General features: G+C 61.5%; 26 protein-coding genes and 1 tRNA gene. 11 read left to right on the plus strand and 16 right to left on the minus strand.

Features of this window, described 5'->3' with window-relative positions; all coding sequences use genetic code 11:
- The first annotated feature begins 4 nt into the window (after positions 1 to 4).
- On the plus strand, positions 5 to 607 hold the full coding sequence (locus E4633_RS06740) for an NUDIX hydrolase (protein WP_246037940.1): 603 nt from the start codon (positions 5 to 7) through the stop codon (positions 605 to 607).
- Here E4633_RS06740 and E4633_RS06745 read toward each other — a convergent pair whose 3' ends face one another.
- From E4633_RS06745 to nadA, 4 genes are read right to left on the minus strand one after another with little or no spacing between them, the layout of a single operon-like run.
- Complete coding sequence (locus tag E4633_RS06745) at positions 608 to 1816, minus strand: hypothetical protein (protein ID WP_135869450.1); 1209 nt, start codon at positions 1814 to 1816, stop codon at positions 608 to 610.
- Between the two features lie 8 nt (positions 1817 to 1824).
- Entirely contained in the window at positions 1825 to 2514 is a 690-nt protein-coding gene (locus E4633_RS06750; RefSeq protein ID WP_135869451.1) for an endonuclease III domain-containing protein, read from the minus strand.
- Positions 2515 to 2557: 43 nt separating this feature from the next.
- The gene (locus E4633_RS06755) at positions 2558 to 3115 is read right to left on the minus strand and encodes a gamma carbonic anhydrase family protein (RefSeq protein WP_135869452.1); all 558 of its coding nucleotides are present in this window, start codon (positions 3113 to 3115) and stop codon (positions 2558 to 2560) included.
- A gap of 14 nt (positions 3116 to 3129) precedes the next feature.
- Positions 3130 to 4044, minus strand: a complete 915-nt coding sequence (nadA, locus tag E4633_RS06760; protein WP_135869453.1) for a quinolinate synthase NadA — start codon at positions 4042 to 4044, stop codon at positions 3130 to 3132.
- Between the two features lie 200 nt (positions 4045 to 4244).
- Between nadA and tatB the strand changes: the two genes are divergently transcribed.
- The gene (gene tatB / locus E4633_RS06765; protein ID WP_129124583.1) at positions 4245 to 4571 is read left to right on the plus strand and encodes a Sec-independent protein translocase protein TatB; all 327 of its coding nucleotides are present in this window, start codon (positions 4245 to 4247) and stop codon (positions 4569 to 4571) included.
- Between the two features lie 101 nt (positions 4572 to 4672).
- Positions 4673 to 5092 (plus strand): hypothetical protein, encoded by a 420-nt coding sequence (locus E4633_RS06770; protein ID WP_135869454.1) that lies wholly within the window; start codon positions 4673 to 4675, stop codon positions 5090 to 5092.
- Positions 5093 to 5103: 11 nt separating this feature from the next.
- Here E4633_RS06770 and E4633_RS06775 read toward each other — a convergent pair whose 3' ends face one another.
- From E4633_RS06775 to E4633_RS06810, 8 genes are all read right to left on the minus strand, one after another.
- Complete coding sequence (locus tag E4633_RS06775) at positions 5104 to 5295, minus strand: hypothetical protein (RefSeq protein WP_135869455.1); 192 nt, start codon at positions 5293 to 5295, stop codon at positions 5104 to 5106.
- A 97-nt stretch (positions 5296 to 5392) separates the two neighbouring features.
- Positions 5393 to 6244 carry a tol-pal system protein YbgF gene (gene ybgF, locus E4633_RS06780; protein ID WP_135869456.1) on the minus strand — a complete coding sequence of 284 codons (852 nt, stop codon included), beginning with the start codon at positions 6242 to 6244 and terminating at the stop codon, positions 5393 to 5395.
- A 76-nt stretch (positions 6245 to 6320) separates the two neighbouring features.
- On the minus strand, positions 6321 to 6911 hold the full coding sequence (gene pal, locus E4633_RS06785) for a peptidoglycan-associated lipoprotein Pal (RefSeq protein WP_135869457.1): 591 nt from the start codon (positions 6909 to 6911) through the stop codon (positions 6321 to 6323).
- Between the two features lie 121 nt (positions 6912 to 7032).
- A complete protein-coding gene (tolB, locus tag E4633_RS06790) occupies positions 7033 to 8247 on the minus strand; it encodes a Tol-Pal system beta propeller repeat protein TolB (protein ID WP_135869458.1) in 1215 nt (404 codons plus the stop codon).
- On the minus strand, positions 8244 to 8999 hold the full coding sequence (locus tag E4633_RS06795; RefSeq protein WP_135869459.1) for a TonB C-terminal domain-containing protein: 756 nt from the start codon (positions 8997 to 8999) through the stop codon (positions 8244 to 8246). Before E4633_RS06795 ends, tolB begins: the two co-directional genes overlap by 4 nt.
- Positions 8996 to 9415, minus strand: coding sequence for a protein TolR (tolR, locus tag E4633_RS06800; protein ID WP_129124576.1), 420 nt, complete (start codon positions 9413 to 9415; stop codon positions 8996 to 8998). Before tolR ends, E4633_RS06795 begins: the two co-directional genes overlap by 4 nt.
- 3 nt (positions 9416 to 9418) lie before the next feature.
- On the minus strand, positions 9419 to 10090 hold the full coding sequence (tolQ, locus tag E4633_RS06805) for a protein TolQ (RefSeq protein WP_129124575.1): 672 nt from the start codon (positions 10088 to 10090) through the stop codon (positions 9419 to 9421).
- A gap of 511 nt (positions 10091 to 10601) precedes the next feature.
- Positions 10602 to 11381 carry a carbon-nitrogen family hydrolase gene (locus tag E4633_RS06810; RefSeq protein ID WP_135869460.1) on the minus strand — a complete coding sequence of 260 codons (780 nt, stop codon included), beginning with the start codon at positions 11379 to 11381 and terminating at the stop codon, positions 10602 to 10604.
- A 272-nt stretch (positions 11382 to 11653) separates the two neighbouring features.
- Here E4633_RS06810 and hemW point away from each other — a divergent pair, with 272 nt between their 5' ends.
- The 7 genes from hemW (at position 11654) to E4633_RS06845 (ending at position 20639) form a co-directional block, all read left to right on the plus strand.
- Complete coding sequence (gene hemW / locus E4633_RS06815) at positions 11654 to 12799, plus strand: radical SAM family heme chaperone HemW (protein ID WP_135869461.1); 1146 nt, start codon at positions 11654 to 11656, stop codon at positions 12797 to 12799.
- Positions 12800 to 12910: 111 nt separating this feature from the next.
- Entirely contained in the window at positions 12911 to 13945 is a 1035-nt protein-coding gene (gene hrcA / locus E4633_RS06820; protein ID WP_135869462.1) for a heat-inducible transcriptional repressor HrcA, read from the plus strand.
- Between the two features lie 25 nt (positions 13946 to 13970).
- Positions 13971 to 14534, plus strand: a complete 564-nt coding sequence (gene grpE / locus E4633_RS06825; protein ID WP_135869463.1) for a nucleotide exchange factor GrpE — start codon at positions 13971 to 13973, stop codon at positions 14532 to 14534.
- Positions 14535 to 14648: 114 nt separating this feature from the next.
- On the plus strand, positions 14649 to 16565 hold the full coding sequence (gene dnaK, locus E4633_RS06830) for a molecular chaperone DnaK (protein WP_135869464.1): 1917 nt from the start codon (positions 14649 to 14651) through the stop codon (positions 16563 to 16565).
- A 119-nt stretch (positions 16566 to 16684) separates the two neighbouring features.
- Positions 16685 to 17803: a molecular chaperone DnaJ gene (gene dnaJ, locus E4633_RS06835; RefSeq protein ID WP_135869465.1), complete on the plus strand. Its 1119-nt coding sequence runs from the start codon at positions 16685 to 16687 to the stop codon at positions 17801 to 17803.
- Positions 17800 to 18333: a phospholipase D-like domain-containing protein gene (locus E4633_RS06840; protein ID WP_135869466.1), complete on the plus strand. Its 534-nt coding sequence runs from the start codon at positions 17800 to 17802 to the stop codon at positions 18331 to 18333. Before dnaJ ends, E4633_RS06840 begins: the two co-directional genes overlap by 4 nt.
- Before the next feature lie 218 nt (positions 18334 to 18551).
- Positions 18552 to 20639 carry a penicillin-binding protein 1A gene (locus E4633_RS06845; protein ID WP_135869467.1) on the plus strand — a complete coding sequence of 696 codons (2088 nt, stop codon included), beginning with the start codon at positions 18552 to 18554 and terminating at the stop codon, positions 20637 to 20639.
- Here E4633_RS06845 and gpmA read toward each other — a convergent pair.
- Entirely contained in the window at positions 20636 to 21343 is a 708-nt protein-coding gene (gpmA, locus tag E4633_RS06850; RefSeq protein ID WP_135869468.1) for a 2,3-diphosphoglycerate-dependent phosphoglycerate mutase, read from the minus strand. The two genes, E4633_RS06845 and gpmA, sit on opposite strands and share 4 nt — an antisense overlap.
- 31 nt (positions 21344 to 21374) lie before the next feature.
- Positions 21375 to 22697, minus strand: a complete 1323-nt coding sequence (locus E4633_RS06855; RefSeq protein WP_135869469.1) for a M23 family metallopeptidase — start codon at positions 22695 to 22697, stop codon at positions 21375 to 21377.
- Between the two features lie 542 nt (positions 22698 to 23239).
- On the opposite strand from E4633_RS06855, the gene E4633_RS06860 reads away from it, so the two are divergent.
- A complete protein-coding gene (locus E4633_RS06860; RefSeq protein WP_135869470.1) occupies positions 23240 to 23773 on the plus strand; it encodes a DUF3332 domain-containing protein in 534 nt (177 codons plus the stop codon).
- A gap of 416 nt (positions 23774 to 24189) precedes the next feature.
- Here E4633_RS06860 and E4633_RS06865 read toward each other — a convergent pair.
- Positions 24190 to 24265: transfer RNA gene (locus tag E4633_RS06865), tRNA-Thr, on the minus strand.
- Between the two features lie 193 nt (positions 24266 to 24458).
- Positions 24459 to 24908 carry an ATP-binding protein gene (locus E4633_RS06870; RefSeq protein WP_162604947.1) on the minus strand — a complete coding sequence of 150 codons (450 nt, stop codon included), beginning with the start codon at positions 24906 to 24908 and terminating at the stop codon, positions 24459 to 24461.
- Between the last annotated feature and the right edge of the window lie 144 nt (positions 24909 to 25052).

Genomic DNA, 25052 nt, shown 5'->3' on the forward strand with positions numbered 1-25052 from the left:
GGCGTTGGAGCCTGCCGAAGTGCGGGAGAGGCTGAAGCGCTCTCTCGCCGAGCGCCGGCGCGTCCCGATGGAGGCCGGGCCGGTTCCCGCCGCCGTCCTGATCCCGCTTTTCATGAAAGACGGCGAGTACCACGTCCTCTTCACGAAGAGGACCACCCACCTCACGCACCACAGCGGCGAGATCTCCTTTCCGGGGGGGCGCTGCGAGGAAAGCGACCGCGACAGCGCCGACACGGCGACGCGCGAGGCGTGGGAGGAGGTGGGGATCGATCCCGGGGACGTCGAGATCCTGGGCGAGCTGGACGACTGCCACTCCATCCACAACTACCTGGTCACCCCGGTGGTCGGGATCTTCCCGGAAAACTACCTCCTCACCGTGAACGACGCCGAGATCGAGCGGCTGATCAAGGTGCCGCTGTCGCACTTCTCGAAGCCCGGCGTCTACCGCGTCGAATACTGGAACCACAAGGGAATCGAGAACTACCCGATGTACTTCTACCTCTACGGCGAGGACGAGATCTGGGGACTGACCGCGCGCATCCTCAAGAACTTCCTGGACGTGCTCTGGGGGGTGGAGCAGGCGGGTGAGGATTCCGAACAGTTCTAGCTACTTCTTATTCGCCTCGGCGATGGTTTTGAAGTCCACGCCGAGGCGCTTCTTTTCTTCCTTCAGCACGAAGCCACGCTCTTTCACCCCGGCCTCAATCCCCTTCATGTGCAGCGCGCCCCAAGGGATCACCACGGTGTCGTATCCCTTCAGGGCCCGGTCCAGGTAGCTAAGGACCACCTCGTTGCGGCGGGTGAGGATGTCCTCCCTGATGACGTCGTACATCTTCGGGGTAACGTTCTTCTCGGCCCAGCTGTTGAGGCTCAGGACCCCATCGGCGACGGAGCCGTGGCTCCCGAGCTCCTTGCCGACCTGGTTCAGAAAGAGCAGGGTGTCCGGCCGGAAGGTGGCGAGGTCCGTGTCGGCGAGCACGATGTCGGGCCCCTTGCCCGCGGGGCGGCGCGCAGCGTCGAGTGCCTTTTCGTCGATGACGTTGCCGGAAAAGAGCATCTTCTCCTGGGAGGCGAGCCCCAGGAAGTCGGCCACCTTTCGGTAATCGAAGCGGTTTTTCAGCACCTGGCTGCGGTCGGTCACCCCTTCCGCCAGCACGACGGTGCGCCCCTGCACCGGCCCCTTGGTCACGTCCTCGTAGTAACCCTTCTCACCCACGTGGATCATCCCGGAAAGCTTCACGGTCTGGTTCCCCCGCTTGTAGACGCGCTCGGTCATGTACAGGCCGCCCGGCGCCACGCGCACGAAGCCCGCGGTGTTGAGGTTGGTCCAGGCGTCGGCGCTGCTAAGGGTGAAGAGGGTGAGAAAGACCGGGAGCGCCACCACGTTCGCCGCGGTGAACAAAAGGGTGTTTTTAAGGCCGAACACGGGGCCTTCGAAGCGCCATGGGGGTAGGGTAAGTCCGGGCTCCTTGCCGTCGCGGTACTGCGCGATGAGCATGGGAGGGACCCCGACCTGGATCAAGGACATGAGTATAGAGTAGATCCGTGATTCGCCGAGCGCCGGGATGAGCCAGGCGAGCATGGGGACCGCGAACGGGAAGAGGATCAGCGGGAGGAAGAGCCGCTTGGGGATGCGCCGGTCCACCCACATGCAGATGTAGAGGAGCACGGCGAAGAAAAGCACCGTGCTGGCGACCTGCATCCGGAACAGGGAGAGCGGCTCCACCGGTCCGAAAAGCGAGGAAATCTCGTCAAGAACGGAGAGGAAGCCGTCGGCGAAGAAGAGGATCAGGAAGACGTTGGCGAAGTTTCTCATGTGGCTCTCTATAAGGGTGTGGCGCAGCAGCAGGCGGCTTTCAGCGGGCATCCGTCGCAGACGGGCGTTTTCCGGCAGTGGCGCTTGCAGTGCTCCACGATCTGGGCGTGGTATTCGTTGAACAGCGGTACGTCGGGGGGGAGATGCTCCATGAACAGGGCGCGCACCTCGTGGTAGTCGTCCTTCTCACTGACCAGCCCCAGACGCGAGAATAGGCGGCGGGTGTAGGCGTCCACCACGAAAGATGGCTTGTGCCCGGCGTAGAGGAGGATCGAATCGCAGGTCTCCGGTCCGATCCCGGGGACCCTGACGAGCTCGTCGCGCAGCGGACGCCACTCTCCGGCGAACATCACGTCGAGGCTTCCGTGGCGTGTTAAGAGCCACTCCACGAACCCCTTGAGCCGCACCGTTTTCACGTTGAAAAAGCCGGAGGGGCGTATCAACTCGGCGAGCCGCTCCGGTTGCGTATCCCGGATCGCCTCGACCGAGAGGAGCCCCTCCCGTTTCAGGTTCGCTATCGCCTTTTCTACGTTCCCCCAGTTGGTGTTCTGGGTGAGGATGGCGCCGACGCAAACCTCGAAGGGGGTGTCGGCAGGCCACCAGTTGAGGGCGCCGTAGCGCTTGAAGAGCGCGTCGAAGAGCTCCATGAGCTGTTCGCGCCGGCGCGGAATCGTCTCCCCGCCCGTGTTGTTTTCCATCGTATGCATCGTCTCCGGACCGCGGCGGGCCCCGGTGAATCTTCTACTCGTTGTCGGTGCGGCGCGGCGTCGCCGGGTCTTCCATGAACTCGCGGGAGTAGCGGACGTAGTTTCCGGCCGAGCGTCCGAGCCAGGCGATCTCGTTCTCGGTCAGGTCCCGCTTGTACTTCGCGGGGGAGCCGACCCAGAGGGTGCCGGGTGGGATCACGGTTCCCTCGGTGACCAGAGCCCGGGCGCCGACGAGCGCCCCCTTGCCGACGACCGCCTTATCCATGATCATCGCCTGCATCCCGATGAAGGCGCCGTCCTCGATGGTGCAGCCGTGCAGGGTGACGCTGTGTCCGACGGTCACGTCGTTGCCGATGACGAGCGGAGCGCCCGGGTCCTCGGCGTGTTTCTTGTGCGTTACGTGCAGCATGGAGAGGTCCTGGATGTTGGTCCGGTCCCCGATGGTGATGGAGTTCACGTCGCCGCGCACAACGCAGTTGTACCAGATGCTCGACTCCTTGCCGATACTCACCTCGCCGATGATGACGGCACCCTCGGCGATGAAGGCGGAAGGGTCGATCTTGGGGTTCATGCCTTTGAAGGATCGGATCATGCGTCTCTCCTGTTTTAGTCCCTCGGGATGGCAAGCATGCGGTCCAGCGCACGCTTGGCCGGGACGCGGGTCTCCTCGGGAACCTTCACCACCGGGCGCATGTTGACGAGCGCCTCGTGCACGTCCTCCAGGGAGGTGAGCTTCATGTTCGGGCAGATGAGGGCAGGGGAGGCGAGGATGAACTCCTTGTCCGGGTTCTCGCGCTTGAGGCGCCAGAGGATGCCCGCCTCCGTGCCGATGATGAAGCGTTTCGCGCTTGATTTGCGGCAGTAGTCGTACATCCCGGTGGTGGAGCAGACGTGGTCGGCCAGCGCCACCACGGCCGGGTTGCACTCCGGATGGCAGACGAACGGGGCGCCCGGGTGCTGGTCCTTCAGCTCCACGACCACCTCGGGCCTCAGCCGCTCGTGGGTCGGGCAGTACCCTTCCCAGAGGTGGAACTTCTTGTCGGTGAAACGGGCGACGTAGCTGCCGAGGTTCTTGTCCGGGGCGAAGATGATCTCGTTCTCGCTCATGGACTGCACCACCTTGAGCGCGTTCGCCGAGGTGCAGCAGATGTCGCTCTCGGCCTTCACCGCGGCGGAGGAGTTCACGTAGGTCACCACCGGTACACCCGGGTACCTAGCCTTGAGCTCCTTCAGCCCTTCCACGGTGACCATGTCGGCCATCGGGCAACCGGCATCGAGGCGGGGGAGCAGCACGGTCTTTTCCGGTGCGAGGATCGAGGCGGATTCTGCCATGAAGTGAACGCCACAGAAGACGATCACGTCGGCGTCGGTTTTGGCCGCTTCCATTGAGAGGGCGAGGGAGTCCCCGGTAATGTCGGCGATCTCCTGAACCTCGTCGCGCATGTAGTTATGTGCCAGGAGCACGGCATTACGCTTCCTGAGCAAAGATTTAATATCTGACTTTAAAGTTTCCTGCGCCATGTTTATCACCACCAAAGCAATGTTTCTCATTTGAAATATATGGTAAACAGGACCGATAGTAGACAATGTTAGAGTCCATGTCAAACCAATTAAGACCGCGGCTTTGCAAGCTTGACACCGGTAGTCAAAACCTCTATTATTTCATCGAAATTTTACATATCTGACGGGCGTTTAAACGCCGCACACGCGAGGTAAATAGTATGTTTGGAATCGGGATGCCTGAACTGGTCATCATTTTGGTTATAGCGCTCATCGTCATCGGGCCGCAGAAGCTCCCTGACCTGGCGAAGTCCCTTGGGAAGGGGCTGGCCGAGTTCAAGAAGGCGACGGACGATTTCAAGCAGACCATCGAGGCGGACAGCAGGACCGACGAGGAGAAGGAACACCTGGCGAAGCTCGCCGAGGCTAAGAAGAAGGCCGAGGAGGAGAAGGCCAAGGAGGCCGAGGAGCTCAGGGCAAAGGTGGAAGGAAACGTCGCCGAGCCGGTGGCCGCCGCGGCAGCAACCGAGCCGGAAAAGAAGGCTTAGCCATATCGAAAAGAAACGTACTGGAAAAGGCGGGGTGACCCGCCTTTTTTTGTATCCGCAAACCCGGTATACTCTAGCATCCCAATCCCGCAGGTGACGCCATGTTCAACTGGTTCAGAAAGAAGCAAGAGGTGCTGCAGTTTGCCGACGCCCGGAGCGCCTTCGCGCACGCCTGCTCGATCGGCTACACCCCTCTCATCGGGGGGCTGGTCCCCGCGCTGGTCGAGGAATCCGGCGGGATGAACCGCGACGGCGAGCGCACCTTCATGGTGAGCCTCGCCGCCCCGGAAGGGGAGCTGAAGCTCTGGAGCTGCACCTTGAAGGGGGCCCCCGGATACCCGGAGGAGGGGGATTTCGTAGGCTTCCGGGTGGTCACCATCGCCTCCGACCTCCCCGAGCCCGCGAATCTGATCGGCTACATCGCCTGCCGTCTGCAGCCCTTGCTCGTCACGGGGAAGGGGTGGGCCGTCGGAGAGAACTTCACCCCCGAGAACATCAAGCCCGCCTTCAGGCCGCTGTAGGCGCCTCTTTCTTATCCCTTCTGCGTGAGCTTAAGCTCGGCCGGAACAGGCTCCGTCTCCCAGGTGATCTCCGGGTAGAGGGATTTGTCCAGCTTCAGGTAGGTACCGTCCACGCCGGTTTCAGCCCACCAGCACTCCTTCCCCTTGGTCGGGAGCTTGTCGAAAAGGTAAAGGTCGTTGTTTTTGTCTCTGGCCAGGAACATCGTCGTCTCCTTTGCTCTTGTACGTGTGGTGCCGAAACGGGAAGGCCCTCCCGTTTTTGGCAGGAGGGCCTTCTCGGAGTCCTTCCTGTGTTGCGGCTTACTTGATTTTGTATTTCTCCCTGGCGACCTTGGCTTCTTCGCTCTTCGGGTGCTCCTCCACCAGTTTTCTCATGATGTAGGCTGCGCTCTTGTTGTCGCCAAGTTCCCTGAAGGCCATACCCTGCTTAAGCATCGCCGCCGGAGTTTTTTCGCTCGAAGGGTAGTTCTTGATCACTTCCTGGAATTCCAGCACCGCCTGTTCCCAGTTCTTCTCGGAATAGTAACTCTCGCCGATCCAGTACTGTGCGTTGGCTGCCAGGGGCTGCTTGGGGAACTGGAGCAGGAATGAAGCGAAGATCTCGCGCGCTTTCGCCCTCTCTCCGCCCTTCAGTGCGTCATAGCCTTGCTGGTAGAGCACCTCCGGGGTAACCGGCGCAGGGAGCTGCTTCTTCTTCTGCTCCTCGAGCCCTTTCTCCAGCTTCGTCATGCGCTCTTCGATGGCGGACAGCCGCTTGTTCAGGTCTTCCTTTAACAGGGCGATGTCGTCTGCGGGCTTTTGGGCCATGATGCGGACGTCATCGATCTTTCCGGTGAGAAGCTGCATGTCCACCCGAGCGCTCTCGAGTGTTGCCTGCAGGTCGGCGCCCCCCTTGCGGATGGAGGCCATATCCTTCTGGTAGCCTGCGACGTCCGTCTGCAGCGTCTCCAGACTATGGCGGTAACCGGCCAGCGACTTCTCAACCCCTTCTTTCACCTCGCCGCGGACTTCGTTCAGCCCTTTGTCCAGGGTGAAGATGCGGTTCTTCATCTCATCCGTGTCGCGGCGGACCGATTCCAGATCACTCTGGCTGGCGCAGCCGAAAAAGGTGAGCAGAACCAGCGCACCCAGCGCCACCCTCGTCATTGACATGTCAGAACCTCCTAGTTAGCTGCCCTAAAGATAAAAAAAGGAGCCCGTAGGCTCCTTTTGTCGGTGCGCGCACGCGTTACTTGACGACGACGAATTCGTCCCTTCTGTTCTTCGCCCAAGCCGCCTCGTCGTGGCCCTGGTCTACGGGCTTTTCCTCGCCGTAGCTGATGGTGCTGATCCGGTCGGCGGCGATTCCGAGGTTGACGAGGTAATCCTTCGCCGACTTGGCCCTTCTCTCGCCCAGAGCCATGTTGTAGTCGTCGGAGCCGCGCTCGTCGCAGTTCCCTTCGATGCGGATCTTGATCCCCTGCTGTTTGCTGAGGTATTCCGCGTTCTTCGAGAGGGTGCTGCGGGAGTCTTCGGAGAGGTCCGAAGAGTCGAAGTTGAAGTAGACCTTCTGCAACTGCCCCTGCAAGTCGGTGCCCGTGGAACCAGTCGTCTGCCTGGTCGGTTCCGGGGCCACCACCGGCTCGCGTACCGGGGTCTGCTCGGTGACCGGGGCCTGCGGCTGTGCCTGCGGCTGGGCCGGTTTGGACACTTCTGGGGCGGGGGCCGTAACAGCCGGAGCCTGCTCCTCGGGCTTCACGATCTCTTTCTTGGCGCAGCCTCCCGCTACCAGCGCTCCTAAACTGAGAACAACAAGGCATCCGGTGATTTTATTGCGCATTCCCCACTCCTTTTACTCATATGGAATATGGCCGTAGGCGCCCGCCTCGTGCCCTGGAAAAAACGTCAGAAGTATACCCATCTTTTACCGGTTAATCAATGAACATTGAAAGAAGCATATCCTACCAGTTCACCGACCAGGTGGGGTGGGTGTTTAGTCCCTTGTTGGGGGAGATCCTGGTCTGAGTGCTGCCGTCGGCGCGCATCAGGTAGAGTCCCTCGCCGCCGTCCCGGGTGGAACTGAAGACGATGAAGCGGCCGTCCGGGGAGAATCGAGGATGCTCGTTGCTCCCGGTGCTGGTGAGCTGGGTGTCCTGGGTCCCGTCCGGATTGATGGCGTAGATCTGGAAAGCGCCTTCCTTGCGGGCGTAGACGATGCGGTCTCCCTTGGGCGACCAGCGCGGCGTCACGTTGTAGGAGCCGCTCGTGGTGAGGCGTCTTACGTTGCCGCCGTCAGAGTCCATCACGAAGATCTGGGGTTTGCCGAGGCGGTCGGAGACGAAGGCGATCTTTGAGCCGTCGGGCGACCAGGCCGGGGAAACGTCGATGGCGTGGTTTTTCGTCAGTCGGGAAAGTTCCTTTCCGTCTCGCGCAATGACGTAGATCTCGGAGTTGCCGTCCTTGGAGAGTACGAGGGCGATCCTGTTGCCGTCGGGAGAGAAGACCCCCATGGCGTTCAGGCCGCTGCGGAACGAGACGCGCGCCTCGAGGCCGGTGAAGAGCTCGCGACGGTAGAGGTCCGGGTTCCCCTTCTTATATGAGGTGTAGATGACCTCCTTGCCGGAAGGAGCGAAGTCGGGGTAGAGGTTGATCGAGCCGTTGTTGGAGAGCCGCTGGGCGTTGTGCCCGTCGTAGTCCATGATGTAGATCTCTTTGTTGCCGGAGACCTTGGATACATAGGCTATTTTGCCGGTGAAGGGACCCTTCTGGCCGGTCAAAGCGCGCAACACCTCGTCGGAGAAGGCATGCCCCATGCGGCGCAGGTCCTTGACCCTGCCGGTGTAGCGCTTGGCCGCCACCTCACGGTTCAGCACCTGGTCCACCAGGCGGCACTCGATGGTGGCCGTTTCGCCCTGCACGCCTACGGAGCTTTTCAATATCAGCGGGCTTGTCGCGTCAGCGCTGATATCGAAGGGACCGGCGATGGCAAGGTCGAAGCCGAAGAGCTCCGGGAGCTCCTTCGCCGTTTCGGCCGGGGCCTGACCGGAGAGCACGGTGGTCGGGGCGATGAAGAGCTTCAGCTTTCCGGAGACCGGAGCCGTTACGTCGATGTACCCCTCGGCGGCGAAGAGCCGGGGCGCCAAGAGGAGGAAAAACAGAAGGAAAAATGTTCTCATTTTATACCGACCCCTTCAGGCCTGAAACGAAACACCCGCTTGAAATAGGCGCCGTTCGGTGGTGGGACCAGCGTCTTTCCTGCGAGCGTCACGGCGCGCCGTACCGCGTCGTCGAAAAGCGGGTCTCCTGATGGTTTCTCCACGTGGTAGTCGATGTATCCGTCCGGCGACACGGTGATGGTCGCCATCACCTGCGGTGCCTTGGCCTGCATCGCCATGGTCTCTTTTAGCGCGTCTTTCAGGCGGGACTGCAGGTACGAGGAATAGTCACTTCCTGCCTGTGTTCCTTTGCCGCCGGGCATCCCGGTCCGGGCACTCCCCTTTTTCTTCAGCGCGTCGAGCGCTGCGGTCTGACGCCGGTCTTCCGCCTGCTGTTCCATCTTCGCCATGCGCTCGTTGAACGCCTTGGCCTCGGCCGCCTCCTTCTGCTGTTCCGCCTTGGCTTTTGCCGTTGGTGCTTTTGCGGCGGGCTTGGTCGGCAGAGCCATGGCCGGAGCGGCCGGTGCGGGAGGGGCCGGAGCCGGCGCGGCAGGGGCCTTGCTCTCCTGTTGGGAGGGTGCAGGGGTGCCGCTTTGCGGCGAGGCTACCGGGAGGGTAACCATGTCGACGTACGTGACCGGGGTTTCATCCTCATGGAACTGGGGCCGGATGTGCCAGTAGGCGATGACCAGGAACACGACCAGGTGGCAGATGAAGGAGAGTGCGAACATCCCCCCCGGTCCCGGGTAGTTGCGCCTTAACGCGTTTATCATTGCCGCTGCGGGGACTCCGTCACCATGCCGAGGCGTTCAACCCCGGCTCCCTTGATCTGGGCCATCACCTTGACCACGTCGCCGTAGGGAACGGCACGGTCGGCCTTGAGGAAAACCTCGCGTTTCTCCCTGCCGGCCAGCATGGTGGTGAGTTTCTCCTTCAGAAGGTCAGGGGAGATTTCCGAGGAGTTGATGAAGGTCTTTCCCGACTGTTCGATCGAGACTACCAGGGTGTCCTCCTTGGGCGCGAGAGACTTCGTCTCCGCCTTGGGGAGGTTGACCTGGACCCCCTGCTGCATCATCGGTGCGGTGACCATGAAGATGATCAGGAGCACCAGCATGACGTCGACCAGCGGGGTGACGTTTATCTGCGACATGGTGCCGCGATCGCCGTTTTCCCTGTTGCCGAACTCCATGGTTTATCTCCCGAAGTTGCGCTGCACGATGTTGAGGAACTCGGTGGAGAAACTGTCCATCTCGGAGATGAGCACCTTGATCTTGTGCTGGAAATGGTTGTAGCCCATGACGGCCGGGATGGCGGCTACGAGGCCGATCGCGGTGGCGATGAGCGCTTCGGCGATACCCGGTGCGACGACGGCGAGCGATGCGGAGCCGCTTTTGCCGATCTGCTCGAATGCGGTCATGATGCCCCAGACGGTGCCGAAGAGCCCGACGAACGGGGCGGTGGCGCCGGTGGTGGCGAGGAAGGTGAGGTACTTCTCCAGCCTGGTGATCTCGGAGGTGGTGGCGCGGCGCAGGGCGCGGGCTATGTTGTCCACCCCGCCCAGATCGGTGCTGACGATGTTGGGATCGGCCTTTTCCTCTACCTTTTCCTGCAGCCTTTTCAGTTCGCCGTACCCTTCCTGGAAGAGGACGGTGAGAGGGGAATGCTCGAAGCGGTCCAACTGGGAGCTGATGGCGTCGAAACGTTTGGCTTTCCAGAAGAATTCGAGGAAGCGCTCGGAGGCGCCGTTGGCGCGGTACACCTGAAGCAGCTTGTAGAAGATGATGCCCCAGGAAACGACCGAGAAATAGAGCAACAGCATAAGAACCAGTTTTACGACCAGGCCAGTCGAAGCAAGCATGCCCACGTAGCAACCTCCGCGGTTTGGGTTGAAATCAATCAGCAAAAAATATGCTTTACCATCGGCGAAGTCAACAGGAAAGACATGCCCCGCCCCGGGCTATACACCTCTTATTTCTCCTGAAGTCACCGATTCATCTTAGCCAAGACGCGTTTCCCCTCCGTCAGCCGCGTTGCAGCCTCGCTGCCGCTCGTCATCCGTTGCAGCAAGGTATAGGTCCGGAGGGCGGAATTGAGGTTTGGAAACTTGAGTGTCCGGTTCGGTTCGACGCACGAAGTGGAAGGTTTGGTGCGTGAATTGAAGTTTTGTTGAACGAAGTGAAGGTTCGCTGCGCAAAGTGACGTTTCGCTGAACGAAGTGAAGGTTCGCTGCGCGAAGTGACGTTTCGCTGCACGAAGTGATAGGTTCGATGAACGAAGTGATAGGTTCGATGAATTTGGCCGCCGAAGTGGCGGCCGTGTCCGTCGGTAGATGTCGTCTCGCCTATACGAGCCGTTTTGTCGGATGGAGTCGCGCTTTAGTAGCACTCCGGCCGTCTGTCCTGGAAGCAGTTGATGCTCTGACGCCAGGCCGTCACCTCGGCCGGGTCAAGAATCGCGGTCGGTTCGCAGTTTTCGTAACCTCCCTCGGCGAGGATTTCACCCTTCGGTCCGATCAAGAGGGAGGAGCCGAAGAAGTCGAGCTTGCCGACCAAGCCGCAGGTGTTGGCGGCGACGAGGAAGAGCTGGTTCTCGATGGCGCGGGCTCGGATCAGCGTGCGCCAGTGCTCCTCGCGCGGCTTGGGCCATTCGCCCGGTACCACGATGATCTCGGCTCCGTCCACCGCGAGGCGGCGGGCGAGTTCCGGGAAACGGAGGTCGTAGCAGATCATGGCGCCGATCTTGCCTACGCTGGTATCCACGAGGCAGGCGGAGTCGCCGCGGTCCAGGTGGCGGTCCTCGCCCATCATGCCGAAGAGGTGCATCTTACGGTAGCTCCCGGCAAGTCTGCCGCGGTCCATTATATAAGAGGTGTTGAAGACCTTATCGCCGTGCGGCTCCGGGAGGCTCCCGACGATAACCATGGAAAGTTCCGCGCTGAGGGCCTGTATCTTTTCGAGCACCTCCGGGGTGCGTTGCGCCAGGTTGTTCAGCTCCCGGTAGGCGAAGCCGCAGCTCCACATCTCCGGCAGAACGGCGAGCTCCACCCCTTCCCGGGCCAACTGGCGCAGCTTCTCAGTCGCATAGGCGACGTTGGTTTCGATATCCCCAAGCGCGATATTGAACTGCACCGCAGCGGCTTTGATGCTTTTATCCATATGAGTTTCCTCCTGTCATGCTGGTCTTACTTAGTCCTCGCCCCCGGAGGGGGAGGGTTAGGTAGGGGGCGCGCAGCGTCATGCTTCCCCCCTACCCAGCCTCCCCCCTCCGGGGGGAGGAGCAACTTGGGCGGCTGCGACCCGGGCGAAGCGGAGTGTAATCCGAGCATTAAAGTATTTCAAGCAGTATCGTAGGGTTGCGGTGCTTTTACGTGACAAGGAGAAGGCACTTCTGCTAGAAAGTTAGCTGGTGTATCAAGGAGCACCCAAGCATGCGAGCAGGTCTGTATGTACATTTCCCCTTCTGCCTGAAAAAATGCCTCTACTGCGACTTCAATTCCGCTGCCGGAACCGGCGAGGATGCGGAGCGCTACGTGGAGCTTCTGCTGCGCGAGATGGAGCTGCGTCATGCGGCGCTCCCGGAAGCGGTAGAGGCCCCGACCCTCTACTTCGGCGGTGGCACGCCCTCCCTCATGGCGCCGGAGCAGGTCGGACGAGCAATCGATGCGGCGGCCCGGCGCTTCGGTCTTGCAGCCGACGCCGAGGTCACCCTGGAGGCGAACCCGGGTACGGTCACCCCGGAGCGGCTTGCGGGGTATCGCGCTGCGGGGGTGAACCGGCTCTCCCTGGGGGTACAGTCCTTCGACGAGCGCCTGCTGCAAATGCTCGGCAGGGTGCACACGCTCAAGGAGGCCGTCTCCGTTTTTGACGAGGCGCGTCGTGCCGGTTTCGACAACCTGAGCATCGACCTCATGCACTCCCTCCCCGGACAGACGCTTGAAGAGTGGCGCGCCGCGCTCCGCCGTGCCATCGAACTCGCACCCGAGCACATCTCCGCTTACGCCCTCTCGGTGGAGGAGGGGACTCCGTTCGAGCGCCTCTACGACGAGGGGACGCTCGTTCTTCCCGGCGAGGAGGAGGCAGCGCGCATGTTCGAGACAACCTCGGAGATGCTGCAAAACGGCGGCTACCTGCACTACGAGATCTCCAACTTCGCCCGTCCCGGACGCTTTTCCCGCCACAACCTCTCCTACTGGAGCCGTCAAAGCTACCTGGGTTTCGGCAGCGGGGCCCACTCCTTCTGGAACACCGACGGGATCGGCCGACGCTGGAGTAACGCGGCCGATGCTGCTTCCTACCGGGACGAAGTCTCCGCTTCGGTGCTCCCTGAGCGCGACCGGCTTGAGCTCACGCCGGACGACGCAGTGGCTGAGAGCTTCTTTCTGGGCTTGCGCGTCCTGACCGGTCTTGACCTCGCCCCGCTCAAGGCTGCCTTCGATGACGAGCTGCTGGCGCCCCGCCTGGCGCAGGTGGACGAGCTTTTGCGCGATGGCCTTCTCGTCGCCGAAGGCGACACCATAAGGCTCGCCGACAGCAGCGTGATCATAGCCAACAGCATCTTCTCCCGCTTTCTCTAAATCCCCTTTTTCCCAGCTAGAGAACCCTTGACAAACCTTAGGGGCGTTGCTAACTTGAAGCGCGTTAGCACTCTGAGTTTTTGAGTGCTAATCGCTTTTGAGGGACAAGCCATGGAAGAACAACTTTCCGATCGCGGCAAACGCATCCTCGAGGCAGTCATCGAGGACTATATACAAACGGCCGAGCCGGTGGGTAGCAGGACCATCACCCGCAGCCACGCGCTCGCCCTTTCGCCGGCCACGGTGCGCAACGTCATGTCCGATCTCGAGGAGATGGGGCTTTTGACTTCGCCGCACACCTCGGCCGGTCGCATCCCCACGGACAAGGCCTACCGCCTCTACGTCAACTCGATCCTCGAGGCGAGGCAGAACCTGACCGCCGGCAAGCGCGACGAGATCCGCAGGCGCTGCCGGATGGCCGGAAAGGACCCGGCCGAGGTGCTCAAGGAGGCGAGCCGTCTTCTCTCCAGTACCTCGAGCTACATGGGGGTGGTGATCGCGCCCCGCATGGCCGCCAACGTCTTCCACCAGATGGAATTCGTGAAGCTCTCGAGCCACCGTATCCTGGCCATCCTGGTCTCTCAGAACGGGACGGTGCAGAACCGGCTCCTGGAGATCGACGAGGAGATCGCCCAGGAAGACCTGGTCCGGATGGCCAACTACCTGAACGGGATGCTGCAGGGGCTCACCATCGGGCAGGTGCGTGAGCGGCTTTTGGCCGAGCTGCAGAGCGAGAAGGTGCAGTACGACTCGCTGATGAAGAAGGCGCTCGCGCTTTCCGAGCAGACCATCAGGACCGATAGCGCGGAGATCTTTCTCGAAGGTCAGGCGAACATCCTCGAACAGCCCGAATTCGCCGATGCGGCCAAGATGCGCGAGATCTTCCGCGCCTTCGAGAAGAAGAGTACGCTCCTCGACCTCCTGGACCGCTCGATGCTGGCCGAGGGGGTGCAGATCTTCATCGGGGCGGAGTCGCCGCTTTTGAAGATGGAAGGGATGAGCCTCGTTACTTCGACCTACCTTACCGGTAAGGACACGGTGGGCGTTTTGGGGGTCATCGGACCGACCCGTATGGGGTACGGACGCGTGATCCCGATCGTGGACTACACCGCAAAGCTGATTAGCCGCATGCTCGAAGGCGAGTAGCGGGAGAAAAGGAGAGATTACAGGGATGGACAAGAAAAAACACGATGCGCACCAGCACGATAAGAAGGCGGAAGCCCATTCCGAGGAAAATGTGGAACTGACGCAGCCGCTTTCCGACGCGGATCGTATCAAGGAACTGGAAGAGGCGCTCGCCGCCAAGGGACTCGAGTCCGCGGCGAACTGGGACAGGTACCTGCGTGAGCGGGCCGATCTTGAAAACTACCGGAAGAGGGTGCAGAAGGAGAAGGAGGAGATCCTCAAGTACGGCAACGAGCAGATCGTACTCGAGGTGCTCCCGGCTCTGGACAACCTGGAGCGCGCCATCGACCACGCGAGCGAAGAGGACCCCATCATCGAGGGGGTTAGGCTCACGCTCACCATGCTCCTTTCCACCCTGAAGAAGTTCGGCGTGACCCCGATCGAAACGCCGCAGGGCACCCCCTTCGATTCGCAGTACCACCAGGCGATGACCCAGGTCCCCGCCCCGGACCAGGAGCCGAACACCATCGTGAACGTGTTCCAGAAGGGTTACATGATCAACGACCGTCTGCTCCGCCCGGCGATGGTCACCGTAGCCGTAAAGGCTTAAGGTCGGGACGGGCCCGGATTCAGGCCCGGAACTTTTTTTTACCGGTCCCCTTGTTTTTTAAAGGGGGCATTACTAGCTTGCTGAGTGACAGTTACCATATGAGGAGGCAAACACATGAGTAGAGTAATAGGAATCGACCTCGGGACCACCAACTCCTGCGTGGCAGTGATGGAAGGTGGGGAGCCGGTTGTCATAGCGAACGCAGAGGGTAGCCGCACCACCCCGTCCATGATCGCCTTCGCTGAAAGCGGCGAGCGGCTGGTGGGCCAGCAGGCCAAGCGCCAGGCGGTCACCAACCCCGAGAACACCCTTTACGCCATCAAGCGCCTGATCGGGCGCAAGTTCGATACCGAAGCGGTGAAGAAGGATATCGGCATCTCCCCGTTCAAGATCGTCAAAGCGGACAACGCGGATGCCTGGGTTGAGGTGCGCGGCCAGAAGTACTCGCCGCCGGAAATCTCCGCCATGGTGCTCATGAAGATGAAGAAGACCGCGGAGGACTACCTGGGCGAGACCGTCACCGACGCCGTCATCACCGTCCCCGCTTACTTCGACGACTCCCAGCGTCAGGCCACCAAGGACGCCGGCAAGATCGCGGGCCTGAACGTCCTGCGCATCATCAACGAGCCGACCGCCGCGGCGCTTGCCTACGGCCTCGACAAGAAGAAGGACGAGAAGATCGCCGTATTCGACCTGGGCGGCGGTACCTTCGATATCTCCATCCTGGAACTCGGCGAAGGGGTCTTCGAGGTGAAGTCCACCAACGGTGACACCTTCCTCGGCGGCGAGGACTTCGACCAGAAGATCATCGACCACATCGCAGACGAGTTCAAGAAGGATCAGGGGATCGACCTCCGTGGCGACAAGATGGCGCTGCAGAGGCTGAAAGAGGCGGGTGAGAAGGCGAAGTGCGAACTCTCCACCTCGCTTGAGACCGACATCAACCTCCCCTTCATCACCGCCGACGCTTCCGGTCCGAAACACCTGACCATGAAGCTCACCCGTGCGAAGCTTGAGGCGATCTGCGCCGAGCTGATCAACAAGCTCGAAGGTCCCTGCCGCACCGCGCTGAAGGACGCCGGTCTCTCGCCGTCCGACATCGACGAGGTCATCCTCGTGGGCGGCATGACCCGCATGCCGATCGTGCAGAAGAAGGTCCAGGACATCTTCGGCAAGGTTCCCAACCGCGGCGTCAACCCGGACGAGGTGGTCGCCATCGGCGCCGCCATCCAGGGCGGCGTGCTGCGCGGTGACGTGAAGGACGTGCTCCTGCTCGACGTCACCCCGCTCTCCCTCGGCATCGAGACCCTGGGCGGCGTGATGACGAAGCTGATCGACAAGAACTCCACCATCCCGTGCAGAAAGAGCCAGGTCTTCTCCACCGCGGCGGACAACCAGCCGGCGGTTTCCATTCACGTCCTGCAGGGCGAGCGCGAGATGTCTTCCGACAACAAGACCCTCGGGAACTTCGAGCTCTCCGGGATCCCGTCCGCTCCGCGCGGCGTGCCCCAGATCGAGGTTACCTTCGACATTGACGCGAACGGCATCGTCCACGTCTCCGCTAAGGACCTCGGCACCGGCAAGGAGCAGTCCATCCGCATCACCGCTTCCTCCGGCCTCTCCAAAGAGGAGGTCGAGAAGATGGTGCGCGAGGCCGAGGCGCATGCCGCCGAGGACAAGAAAAAGCGCGAGCTGATCGAGGCGAAGAACCAGGGGGACAACCTGGTCTACTCCACCGAGAAATCCCTCAATGAGTTCGGCGACAAGATCGACGCCGCCGAGAAGCAGAAGATCGAGGAAGGGATCGCAGGCCTCAAGAAGGCGCTCGAGGGGACCGATCTCGACGAGATCAAGAAGGCGAGCGACAGCCTCATGCAGGCCTCGCACAAGCTTGCCGAGGCGGTTTACGCCAAGACCCAGTCCGCCGGTGCCGAGGGTGGCGAAGCCCACGCCGAGCCGGAGGCTGGCGCCGCCAAAGGCGAGAAGGTGGTCGACGCCGACTTCGAGGAAGTGAAGGACGACAAGAAGTAAGAAATGGTTGCAAACCGGTGCCGCTTTGATAGAAGATGGCACCTTGTTAAATAACAACCGCGCAACGGGCAGCGTCTTCCGGATGGGGGACGCTGCTCTTTGTGTTACGAGGGACTAGCTTGGCTAACGGTGAAAAACAGGATTACTACGAACTGCTCGAGGTGAACAAAAACGCCTCCGAGACCGAGATCAAGAAGGCGTACCGGCGTCTGGCCATCAAATACCACCCGGACAAGAACCCAGGCGACAAGAGCGCCGAGGACAAGTTCAAGGAGGTCTCGGAGGCCTACGAGGTGCTCTCCGATGCGGAGAAACGCGCCCGTTACGACCAGTTCGGCCATGCCGGGGTGGGTGGCAACGGCTTCAACTCCGGCTTCAACGGGTTCGGCAATTCCCCCTTCGGCGACATCTTCGGGGACATCTTCGGAGAGGTGTTCGGCGGACGCCAGAAGGCCTCGCGCGGCAAGCGCGGCGACGACCTGCAGTACAACCTGGAGGTCACCTTCGAGGAGGCGGCCTTCGGGGCCGAGAAGAAGATCGACATCCCCTACGCGAAGCGCTGCGAGGCGTGCGGCGGCTCCGGTGCCAAGCCGGGGACCCAGCCGAAGACCTGCCCCACCTGCCAGGGTGCCGGGCAGATGCGCTTCCAGCAGGGCTTTTTCAGCGTTTCCAAAACCTGCTCGCACTGCAACGGCGAGGGGCGCGTGGTCGAGCATCCCTGCTCGAGCTGCCGCGGCGCGGGGACCGTGCGTGACAAGAAGACCATCTCGGTGAAGGTCCCCGCAGGTGTGGAGACCGGCATCCGCCTGAAGCTCACAGGCGAAGGGGGGCAGGGGACCAAGGGAGGCGCCAACGGCGACCTCTACGTCGCACTCAGCGTGCGCGAGCACCCGATCTTCAGACGCGAGGACAACGACGTTATCTGCGAGATTCCCATCAGCTTCACCCAGGCGGCCCTCGGCTGCGAGATCGAGGTGCCGACCCTGGACGGCAGGGTCAATATGAAGATCCCGGAAGGGACCCAGTCCGGCGCCATCTTCAGGATGCGCGGAAAAGGGGTGCCGGCGCTGCAGGGTTACGGGCGCGGCGACCACATGGTGATCGCCAAGGTGGAGACCCCCACGAACCTGAACAGGCAGCAGCGTGACCTCCTTGAGGAACTGGCTCGGATCAGCGGCGAGGACGTCAATCCGATGGGCAAGAACTTCTTCTCCAAGGTCATGGACATCTTCAGTTGAGAAAGGCCCTGGGCAGGGGCGCGGTGCTGGTCTTTTCCGTCCTTCTTTGGAACGGGCATCCCGCACCCGCCCTCTGCGCTCCGGCCGAGGCGACCGTCCTCGCCGATGCCTCCTACCAGGGGACTCTCAGGGAAAAGATACGCGGGGCGAAGAGGCGCATCATCTGCGCCTTTTACCTTTTCAAGGCCACCGATCGCAAGGGGAACGCCCCGGCGCTCATCGCCGCTGACCTCGCCGATGCGAAAAGGCGAGGGGTGGAGGTGAAGGTGATCCTCGAAGGGGACGACGAGGTGGCGCGTGAGAACCGCGCCGTCGCCGGGTACCTGACGCGCAAGGGGGTGCAGGTTCTCTTCCCGCGCGGCAGGAGGACCACCCATGCGAAGGCGGTGGTAATCGACGACCGCTTCGTCCTGATCGGAAGCCACAACCTCTCCCACGCGGCGCTCACAAAAAACCGGGAGCTCTCGGTGCTGCTGGATGCACCGGAACTCGCGGCGCAGGTGACGCGGTATCTGGACGAGCTCAGGTGAGCCGGATGGTGGGGGCGAGCCGGCGGACGGCTAAAACGGGCGAATGATTATTCGCCCCTACGGCACCCCTTGCTGATTACGAATCAGCTAGTCGAGCAACTCAGACTGGTAGGGGCGAATAATCATTCGCCCAGCGCTGTTGCCATATCATCTTCCCCTGCCATGGGGAAACCATAAGAACAACATCGGCGTCCACCTCCTTAAAAGGAGTAGCAACCTTGCTTTCCCGTCGGCACGCAGCAATCAAGAAGCTCTTCTCTCCCGTTCTCCTTCTCCTTGCGCTTTCCTTTGCAGTCTCCGCGCACGCCTCCATCGCGACCTACCCGGAACTCCCCACCGGCTACAGTTCCATCCGGGTCTTCGACGTGCAAAATCGTTACGTCGGGCGCATCCTCCCCACACAGCGCTACTGGGTCTCCATCGACCGCATCCCGCTCTTTTTGCGCAAGGCGCTGGTCGCCACCGAGGACGCCCGCTTCTACGAGCATGGCGGCATCGACGTGCGCGGTATTGCCCGCGCCCTGGTGAAGGACGTGGTGAAGGGGAGGCTCGCCGAAGGCGGCTCCACCATCACGCAGCAGCTGATCAAGAACAAGTTCCTGACCGGGGAAAAGTCGATCGACAGGAAAGTGAAGGAAGTCCAGCTCGCCATGGACTTCGAGAAGAAGTACACCAAGGACCAGATCCTCGAGATGTACTTCAACGAGATCTACTTCGGCAACGGCGCCTGGGGAATCGCGCAGGCGGCGCGGCAGTACTTCGACAAGAACCCGGAGGAACTGACCGAGGCGGAATGCTCGCTTCTTGCCGGGGTGCCGAAGAACCCGGGACGCTACAACCCGCTGGGCGACCTGGCGAAGGTGAGCGCGCGTCGCAGCACAGTCCTATCCCGCATGGTCGCCGTCAAGATGATCACCCCGCAGCAGAAACGGGCCATCGAGGCGCATCCGGCAACGGTGATCAAGCCGGGACAGGCGCAGGCCTATCTCGAGATCGTGCGCCGTCAGCTCGTCGAGCGGTACGGAGCGCACGTGGTGGAACAGGGGGGGCTGGACGTCATCGCCGCCCTCGACGTGAACCTGCAAAAGCAGGCGGAGCAGACGCTGCGCGACGGCGTGAAGAAGGTAAACCCGAAGCTGCAGGGTGCACTCATCTGCATGGACCTGAAGACCGGGGACATCCTGGCCGCGGTCGGCGGGGTGGACAACGCGAAGGGGGGCTTCAACCGTGCCTTCGCCGCCAAGCGGCAGCCCGGCTCCGCGATCAAGCCGCTCATCTTCGCGGCGGCGCTCGACCAGGGGTACACCCCGGCAAGCCTCATGAACGACACCCCGGTTTCCTACAACAAGGGGAACGGCCAGGTGTGGCGTCCGCACAACTACGAGAAGAAGAGTTTCGGGGAGATGCCGCTGCGGGCGGCGCTCGCCCATTCCAACAACGTGATCACCGTGAAGCTCCTCGAATCGGTCGGGGTGAACAACTTCGTCACCTTTGCGGGTCGCATGGGGCTTTCCCTGCGTTCGCCGAACGACCTCTCCCTGGCGCTCGGTACCGACGAGGTGACCCTGGATGATCTCGTCTCGGCGTATTCGCCCCTTGCCAACGGCGGCATCCGGACCGAGGGGCGCACCATCGTCAAGGTGTTCGACAGAAACCGCAAGAGCTGGACCGACAACCCGACGCGGAGCGCCCCGGTGCTCTCGCCGGCGACGGCTTACGTGACCACGGAGATGATGAAGGACGTGCTGACCTACGGCACCGCCAAGGGGCTCAAGAACTTCAGCCGTCAGCGTCCTGCCGCCGGCAAGACCGGCACCACCGACGACTACCGAGATGCATGGTTCGTGGGGTACACCCCGCAGCTGATCACCGGGGTCTGGGTGGGGTACGACAAGCCGAAGCCGGGAGGAAGGGGCTTCACGGGCGGGGTGGTTTCCGCCCCGATCTGGGAGAAGTTCATGCGCGTGGCGACGGCGGGTAAACCGGCTGCCGACTTCGCGAGGCCTGAAGGGGTGATCACGGTCTCCATCGACCCGACCACCGCGCAACTGGCCACGCCGGAGTGCCCGACCACGAAGGAAGAGGATTTCATCGCGGGGACCGAACCGACCGTTTACTGCACGAAACATGGCGGGGAGGGGATGCCCCCGATGCATCCGAAAGAGGGTGGCCAACCTGCACAAAGCGGGCAGCTCGGGGCGCCGGGCCAACCGGCCCCGCCGGAAAGCGCGCCGTCGCAGGGTGAGCCCCCGGCGCAGGACCAGCCGACCGACGACGGCGCGGGGCAGGTGGAAATGCTCCGCTAGGAGAGCTTGCCCGAGTCGCTCGCGTAGTAGTGGCGCACCGGCTTGAGGTCGTCGTCCAGCTCGTACACGAGCGGCGTGCCGGTGGCGATTTCCAGATTTACGATGTCCGAGTCCGAGACCCGGTCCAGGTACTTGATCAGTCCGCGCAGGCTGTTGCCGTGGGCGACCACCAGGACGCGCCGCCCTTCCCTGAGCGCCGGTGCGATTTCCTGCTGCCAGAAGGGGAGCACCCGCTCGACGGTGTCCTGCAGGCACTCCGTGTTCGGGATCAGGTGCTTCGCGAGCGTGCTGTAGCGCGGGTCGCGCCCGGGGTAGCGCTCATCCCCTTCGGGGAGCGCCGGTGGGCGCACGTGGTAGCTTCGGCGCCAAAGCTTCACCTGCTCCTCGCCGTACTTCTCCGCCGTCTGCGCCTTGTTCAGCCCCTGCAGCGCGCCGTAGTGCCGCTCGTTCAGGCGCCAGTCCTTCCGCTCCGGAATCCATACCAGATCCATCTCATCCAGGATGAGCCACAACGTCCGCACCGCGCGTTTTAGGACCGAGGTGAAGGCGACATCGAAGACGAACCCCTTCTCCCTCAGGAGTCGCCCGGCACGGCGGCTCTCCTCCTCGCCCTTTTCCGAGAGGTTCACGTCGGTCCAGCCGGTGAAAAGGTTTTCCTTGTTCCAGACGCTCTCGCCGTGTCGAATAAGTACCAACTGCCGCATCTCCCACCTCCTGCGCACACTTGCGACGCCGCTACTTGACCGCGCTCGCCTCTTTCGCGTCGGCCAGCTTGTCGGTCACGTTGTTCTTGATCCAGGAAGGATCCCACCATTCGATCGGGTTCACCTCCTGGCCGGAGACCACGACGCCGAAATGGAGGTGGTCGCCGCCGGCAAGCCCGGTGTCGCCGGTATCCCCGATGATGTCCCCCTTCTTCACCTGATCCCCTTCCTTCACGCCGATCCGACTTAGATGCCCGTAGAGGGTCTGCAGGCCCATGCCGTGATCGATGATCACGCACTGCCCGTAGATGCCGAGATCGTCCGCCCACACCACGCGCCCGCTGTTCGCGGCGGGAACCTTCGCATGTGCCAGGGAGGCGAGGTCGATCCCCAGGTGATACTGCTGGTCCACCTGTGCGCCCTTGTAGAAGTAGCTGCGGAACTGGCTGAAGGTCCCGCGCGGGGCCGAATTGGGCAGGCGCATGAAGTCGCCGCTCCAAAGAGGGGTCGGCGAGGTCTTGAGCCCGGTCTGGTACAGCGTCTTGCGGTCGGCACTTCTCACCTCGCTGTTCACCTTGAGGAACAGCTCGAGCGGGTTGGCCGCCTTGGGGAACCGGTCCTTGAACTCCGAGGAGACCTTCTCCAGGAAGGAGTCGGTGAGCTCGATGCGGTCCCTTGGGAAGGACTTCTCGAGGACGTGGAAATAGATCCCGGTCAGGCGCTCGTTCCCCGCCCGGTCGACGGCGAGCACCTTCGGGATGAAGCGCTCCTGCGGCAGATCGCTCGGGAAAGCGAAGAGGCAGGCGTAGAAACCGCCGGGCTGGCGGTAGCCGGGGAAAAAGCGGTCCGCGAAGACGATGCCGGTCTTCACCACCTCTCGGTTCACCGTGTACACCACGAGTCCGGAGCCGCCGCGCGATACGTTGTGCGCCGTGCTCAGCACGGTCACTGCAGGGGGCTTGTTCTGGTAGTCGAAGTCGATGGTCTCCTCAGAGCTGTTTCCTGATCCGAAACGGAATATCGAGCGGTCGACGGCGCGGATCAGCAGCTTGACCGCCCCTTCCTTGAGCCCAGGCTGTGCGACGAGCCGGAAGGTCTCCGAGGCGTCCTTCACGCCGGACGGATACTCCCTGGAGAGGATCGGGAAACTCTTCTGGCCCTGCACAATGGTGACGCTCAAGGACTTGAGCCCGGACCTGTCGCGAACCTTGAGGACTACGTCCGCCTTCGAAGAGATCGGCCCCGGCTGGCGGGAGAGTGCAACGGTCGGGCCCGAAGTGTCGAGGAAATAATAGACGCCGAAGGCGCCAAGGATGAGGATGATCAAAATGCCCAACACCGCAGTTGTTTTCATCGGTACCTCCCGCAGCGAAGGCCCGCGGCTGCGCTCCCCGTGAGGCTCTTCGCTGTCCTAGCGTTGGTCCAGGCTGACACCCCACGCAGTTTAGCATCCGCCCCTTTGAAGTCCAGCGGGGTTTGGCGGGCGAGGCAACCATGCGGTGCGTGCACCTTGTAGTAAAAAAATGGACACGACTCTTTTAAAATTTTTCGCTGGTGATATATTGTGTTACAGCTAGCTAGCTGTAACAGAATGTCTCGGAAAAGGAGGTATCGGTATCGAGGTAAACTCCACGGAAGAGGATTCTAACTTACACACAGCCTTAAGAGCTCCGATGCCGAAAGCGTCGGAATGACCCCTGTAAAGAGGGGATCGAGTATGACAAAAGAGGCCTGGCTAACTGACAGCAGGCCTCTTTCCTATTGTGGCACTTGCAGCCATAGCCCCGCCCGGAAATGTTGATGGCAATGATCCGAGCGTGGCTGGCTGATACTATGTATTCCCGGGGAGCGTTCGGTTTCCGGTGGTACTATCCAATCCGAAAGGGAGGAACACGTATGAAAAGAGTTACAGCGGCGATACTCGCCATGGTTATGGGGATGGTGTCCTTGCAGGGGTGCTACGGCAGAATGGTGCTCACCAAGAAGGTGTATCAGATCAACGGTCAGGTAAACGACAAGTTCCTGCGCAGCTTTGTCACCTGGGTCTTCGTCCTCATACCCGTGTATGGCGTTGCTGCACTGATTGACTTCGTGCTTTTCAACACCATTGAATTCTGGAGTGGACAAAACCCGATTGCCGCCGGCGAGAAGGACTTCATGTTCAGCGAAAACGGCGAGACCTTCAAGGTGCATGCAAACAAAAGCGGTGACGTCGTGCGCTACACGATGAACCATTACCGCGGCGATACCTATCTGGACACGATGACCATCGACTGGAACGTGAAGAGCGGTACGTCGGTGGCGTTCTTGAAGGAGAGGGATGGTGTAACGAAGTACCAGGCTATGCGTATTAAGGGTGGCGTCCAAGTCACCAGTTCCGGCCCGGGTGCTCTCAGCCGCGGACAACAGGCGTTGGCTCTCTATCAGTAGGTCGTGGTGTTGTCACAAGGGAGGGGTTGCAGCGCTGGGGAGGGTGGCCGACTGGGCAACTTGAGCAGTATACCTGTAAAAAAAAAATTTCAATAGACTGTTTCTTTTGTCCCGGCGGTGTTATGTTTGACTCAGCTAGCTAGCCAAGAGTAAAGAAGACAAGAGTAAAGAGGAATCTCGGACAAAGGAGGTAATCAGCATCAAAGAAACTCCACCGCAGAGGAATCTCACAACTTGAAGCTGTAACCTCCCGGTGTTCATAACGCCGGCAACACCCTTGAAAAGGGTACCCATCAAGCAGAAAAGTGAGGCCCGCCATAACGGCGGGCCTTTCAATTTTTGTGGCTCCGCGAAAGCCGAAGGCGGCAACCAAAAGCAAAGGGGCTACAGCTTGCGCCGTAACCCCCCTTTTTGTATGGAGCCGAAGAGCGGACTCGAACCGCCGACTTGCTGATTACGAATCAGCTACTCTACCAACTGAGTTACTCCGGCCCAATTCTATCAAGATGCCCATGCTTTGCTGTACTTAGCAGCCGGACGGCTTTTGCAGAGGTAACCTTTTACCGTAAAACAGCAACTCAGTCAATCCCTATATCAAACTACCCGCTTTTGCGCTCCTCCCGCCCAACCCTCTTTTACCAGGGCAGCAGGCAACGTGCCGGCAGTCTCTACCGCCCGTGGACAGCTAACACTGGGGGAGCCTGATCTCCACTTCCAGCCCCCCTCGCGGCAGGTTTCTGGCGGCGATGCTCCCGCCGTGCAGCGTGACCGTCTTCTCCGCGATGGCGAGCCCGATGCCGGTGCCGCCACTCTTTCGGTCGCGCGCTTCGGCCACGCGGTAGAAGGGGCGGAAGATGTCGGCAAGCTGCTCCTCGGGGACGCCGGGGCCGCGGTCGCTCACCCGAAGCAGCGCAGTCGCTTCCTCCCGCTCCAGAATTATCTCCACCGCCGTTTCCTCCGCGGTGTATTTCACCGCGTTTCTCACCACGTTCTCCAGGGCCCGGCTTAGAAAATCGCGGTTGCCGTGCACCGTGATCCTACGCGTCGCACTCCAATGCACGTGACGGTCCGAGGTGCACGCCTCGAACTTCGCGTCCCTGACCAACTGCTTGTGGGCGAGCACGAGCTTCTCCATGCGCGCCGCCATCAGGTTGAAGTCGCGCCCGAGGCGGGCTGGACCATGCCCGCATGAAAAAGGAGCGCGAACTGCGTGACCAGCTGCGCGGTATCGAGGAGGCTGTCCCCCTCAACGAGGCGGCGTTGCAGGGAGCGGCCCAGA

Source organism: Geomonas terrae, from assembly GCF_004791675.1.
GTDB classification, from domain to species: Bacteria; Desulfobacterota; Desulfuromonadia; order Geobacterales; family Geobacteraceae; genus Geomonas; species Geomonas edaphica.

What these genes read in the sequence shown, in the direction of transcription:
- E4633_RS06745 (WP_135869450.1), bottom strand. Translation starts at nt 1,816, where the DNA reads ATGAGAAACTTCGCCAACGTCTTCCTGATCCTCTTCTTCGCCGACGGC.
- E4633_RS06750 (WP_135869451.1), bottom strand. Translation starts at nt 2,514, where the DNA reads ATGGAAAACAACACGGGCGGGGAGACGATTCCGCGCCGGCGCGAACAG.
- E4633_RS06755 (WP_135869452.1), bottom strand. Translation starts at nt 3,115, where the DNA reads ATGATCCGATCCTTCAAAGGCATGAACCCCAAGATCGACCCTTCCGCC.
- nadA (WP_135869453.1), bottom strand. Translation starts at nt 4,044, where the DNA reads ATGGCGCAGGAAACTTTAAAGTCAGATATTAAATCTTTGCTCAGGAAG.
- tatB (WP_129124583.1), top strand. Translation starts at nt 4,245, where the DNA reads ATGTTTGGAATCGGGATGCCTGAACTGGTCATCATTTTGGTTATAGCG.
- E4633_RS06770 (WP_135869454.1), top strand. Translation starts at nt 4,673, where the DNA reads ATGTTCAACTGGTTCAGAAAGAAGCAAGAGGTGCTGCAGTTTGCCGAC.
- E4633_RS06775 (WP_135869455.1), bottom strand. Translation starts at nt 5,295, where the DNA reads ATGTTCCTGGCCAGAGACAAAAACAACGACCTTTACCTTTTCGACAAG.
- ybgF (WP_135869456.1), bottom strand. Translation starts at nt 6,244, where the DNA reads ATGTCAATGACGAGGGTGGCGCTGGGTGCGCTGGTTCTGCTCACCTTT.
- pal (WP_135869457.1), bottom strand. Translation starts at nt 6,911, where the DNA reads ATGCGCAATAAAATCACCGGATGCCTTGTTGTTCTCAGTTTAGGAGCG.
- tolB (WP_135869458.1), bottom strand. Translation starts at nt 8,247, where the DNA reads ATGAGAACATTTTTCCTTCTGTTTTTCCTCCTCTTGGCGCCCCGGCTC.
- E4633_RS06795 (WP_135869459.1), bottom strand. Translation starts at nt 8,999, where the DNA reads ATGATAAACGCGTTAAGGCGCAACTACCCGGGACCGGGGGGGATGTTC.
- tolR (WP_129124576.1), bottom strand. Translation starts at nt 9,415, where the DNA reads ATGGAGTTCGGCAACAGGGAAAACGGCGATCGCGGCACCATGTCGCAG.
- E4633_RS06810 (WP_135869460.1), bottom strand. Translation starts at nt 11,381, where the DNA reads ATGGATAAAAGCATCAAAGCCGCTGCGGTGCAGTTCAATATCGCGCTT.
- hemW (WP_135869461.1), top strand. Translation starts at nt 11,654, where the DNA reads ATGCGAGCAGGTCTGTATGTACATTTCCCCTTCTGCCTGAAAAAATGC.
- hrcA (WP_135869462.1), top strand. Translation starts at nt 12,911, where the DNA reads ATGGAAGAACAACTTTCCGATCGCGGCAAACGCATCCTCGAGGCAGTC.
- grpE (WP_135869463.1), top strand. Translation starts at nt 13,971, where the DNA reads ATGGACAAGAAAAAACACGATGCGCACCAGCACGATAAGAAGGCGGAA.
- dnaK (WP_135869464.1), top strand. Translation starts at nt 14,649, where the DNA reads ATGAGTAGAGTAATAGGAATCGACCTCGGGACCACCAACTCCTGCGTG.
- gpmA (WP_135869468.1), bottom strand. Translation starts at nt 21,343, where the DNA reads ATGCGGCAGTTGGTACTTATTCGACACGGCGAGAGCGTCTGGAACAAG.
- E4633_RS06855 (WP_135869469.1), bottom strand. Translation starts at nt 22,697, where the DNA reads ATGAAAACAACTGCGGTGTTGGGCATTTTGATCATCCTCATCCTTGGC.
- E4633_RS06860 (WP_135869470.1), top strand. Translation starts at nt 23,240, where the DNA reads ATGAAAAGAGTTACAGCGGCGATACTCGCCATGGTTATGGGGATGGTG.
- E4633_RS06870 (WP_162604947.1), bottom strand. Translation starts at nt 24,908, where the DNA reads ATGGAGAAGCTCGTGCTCGCCCACAAGCAGTTGGTCAGGGACGCGAAG.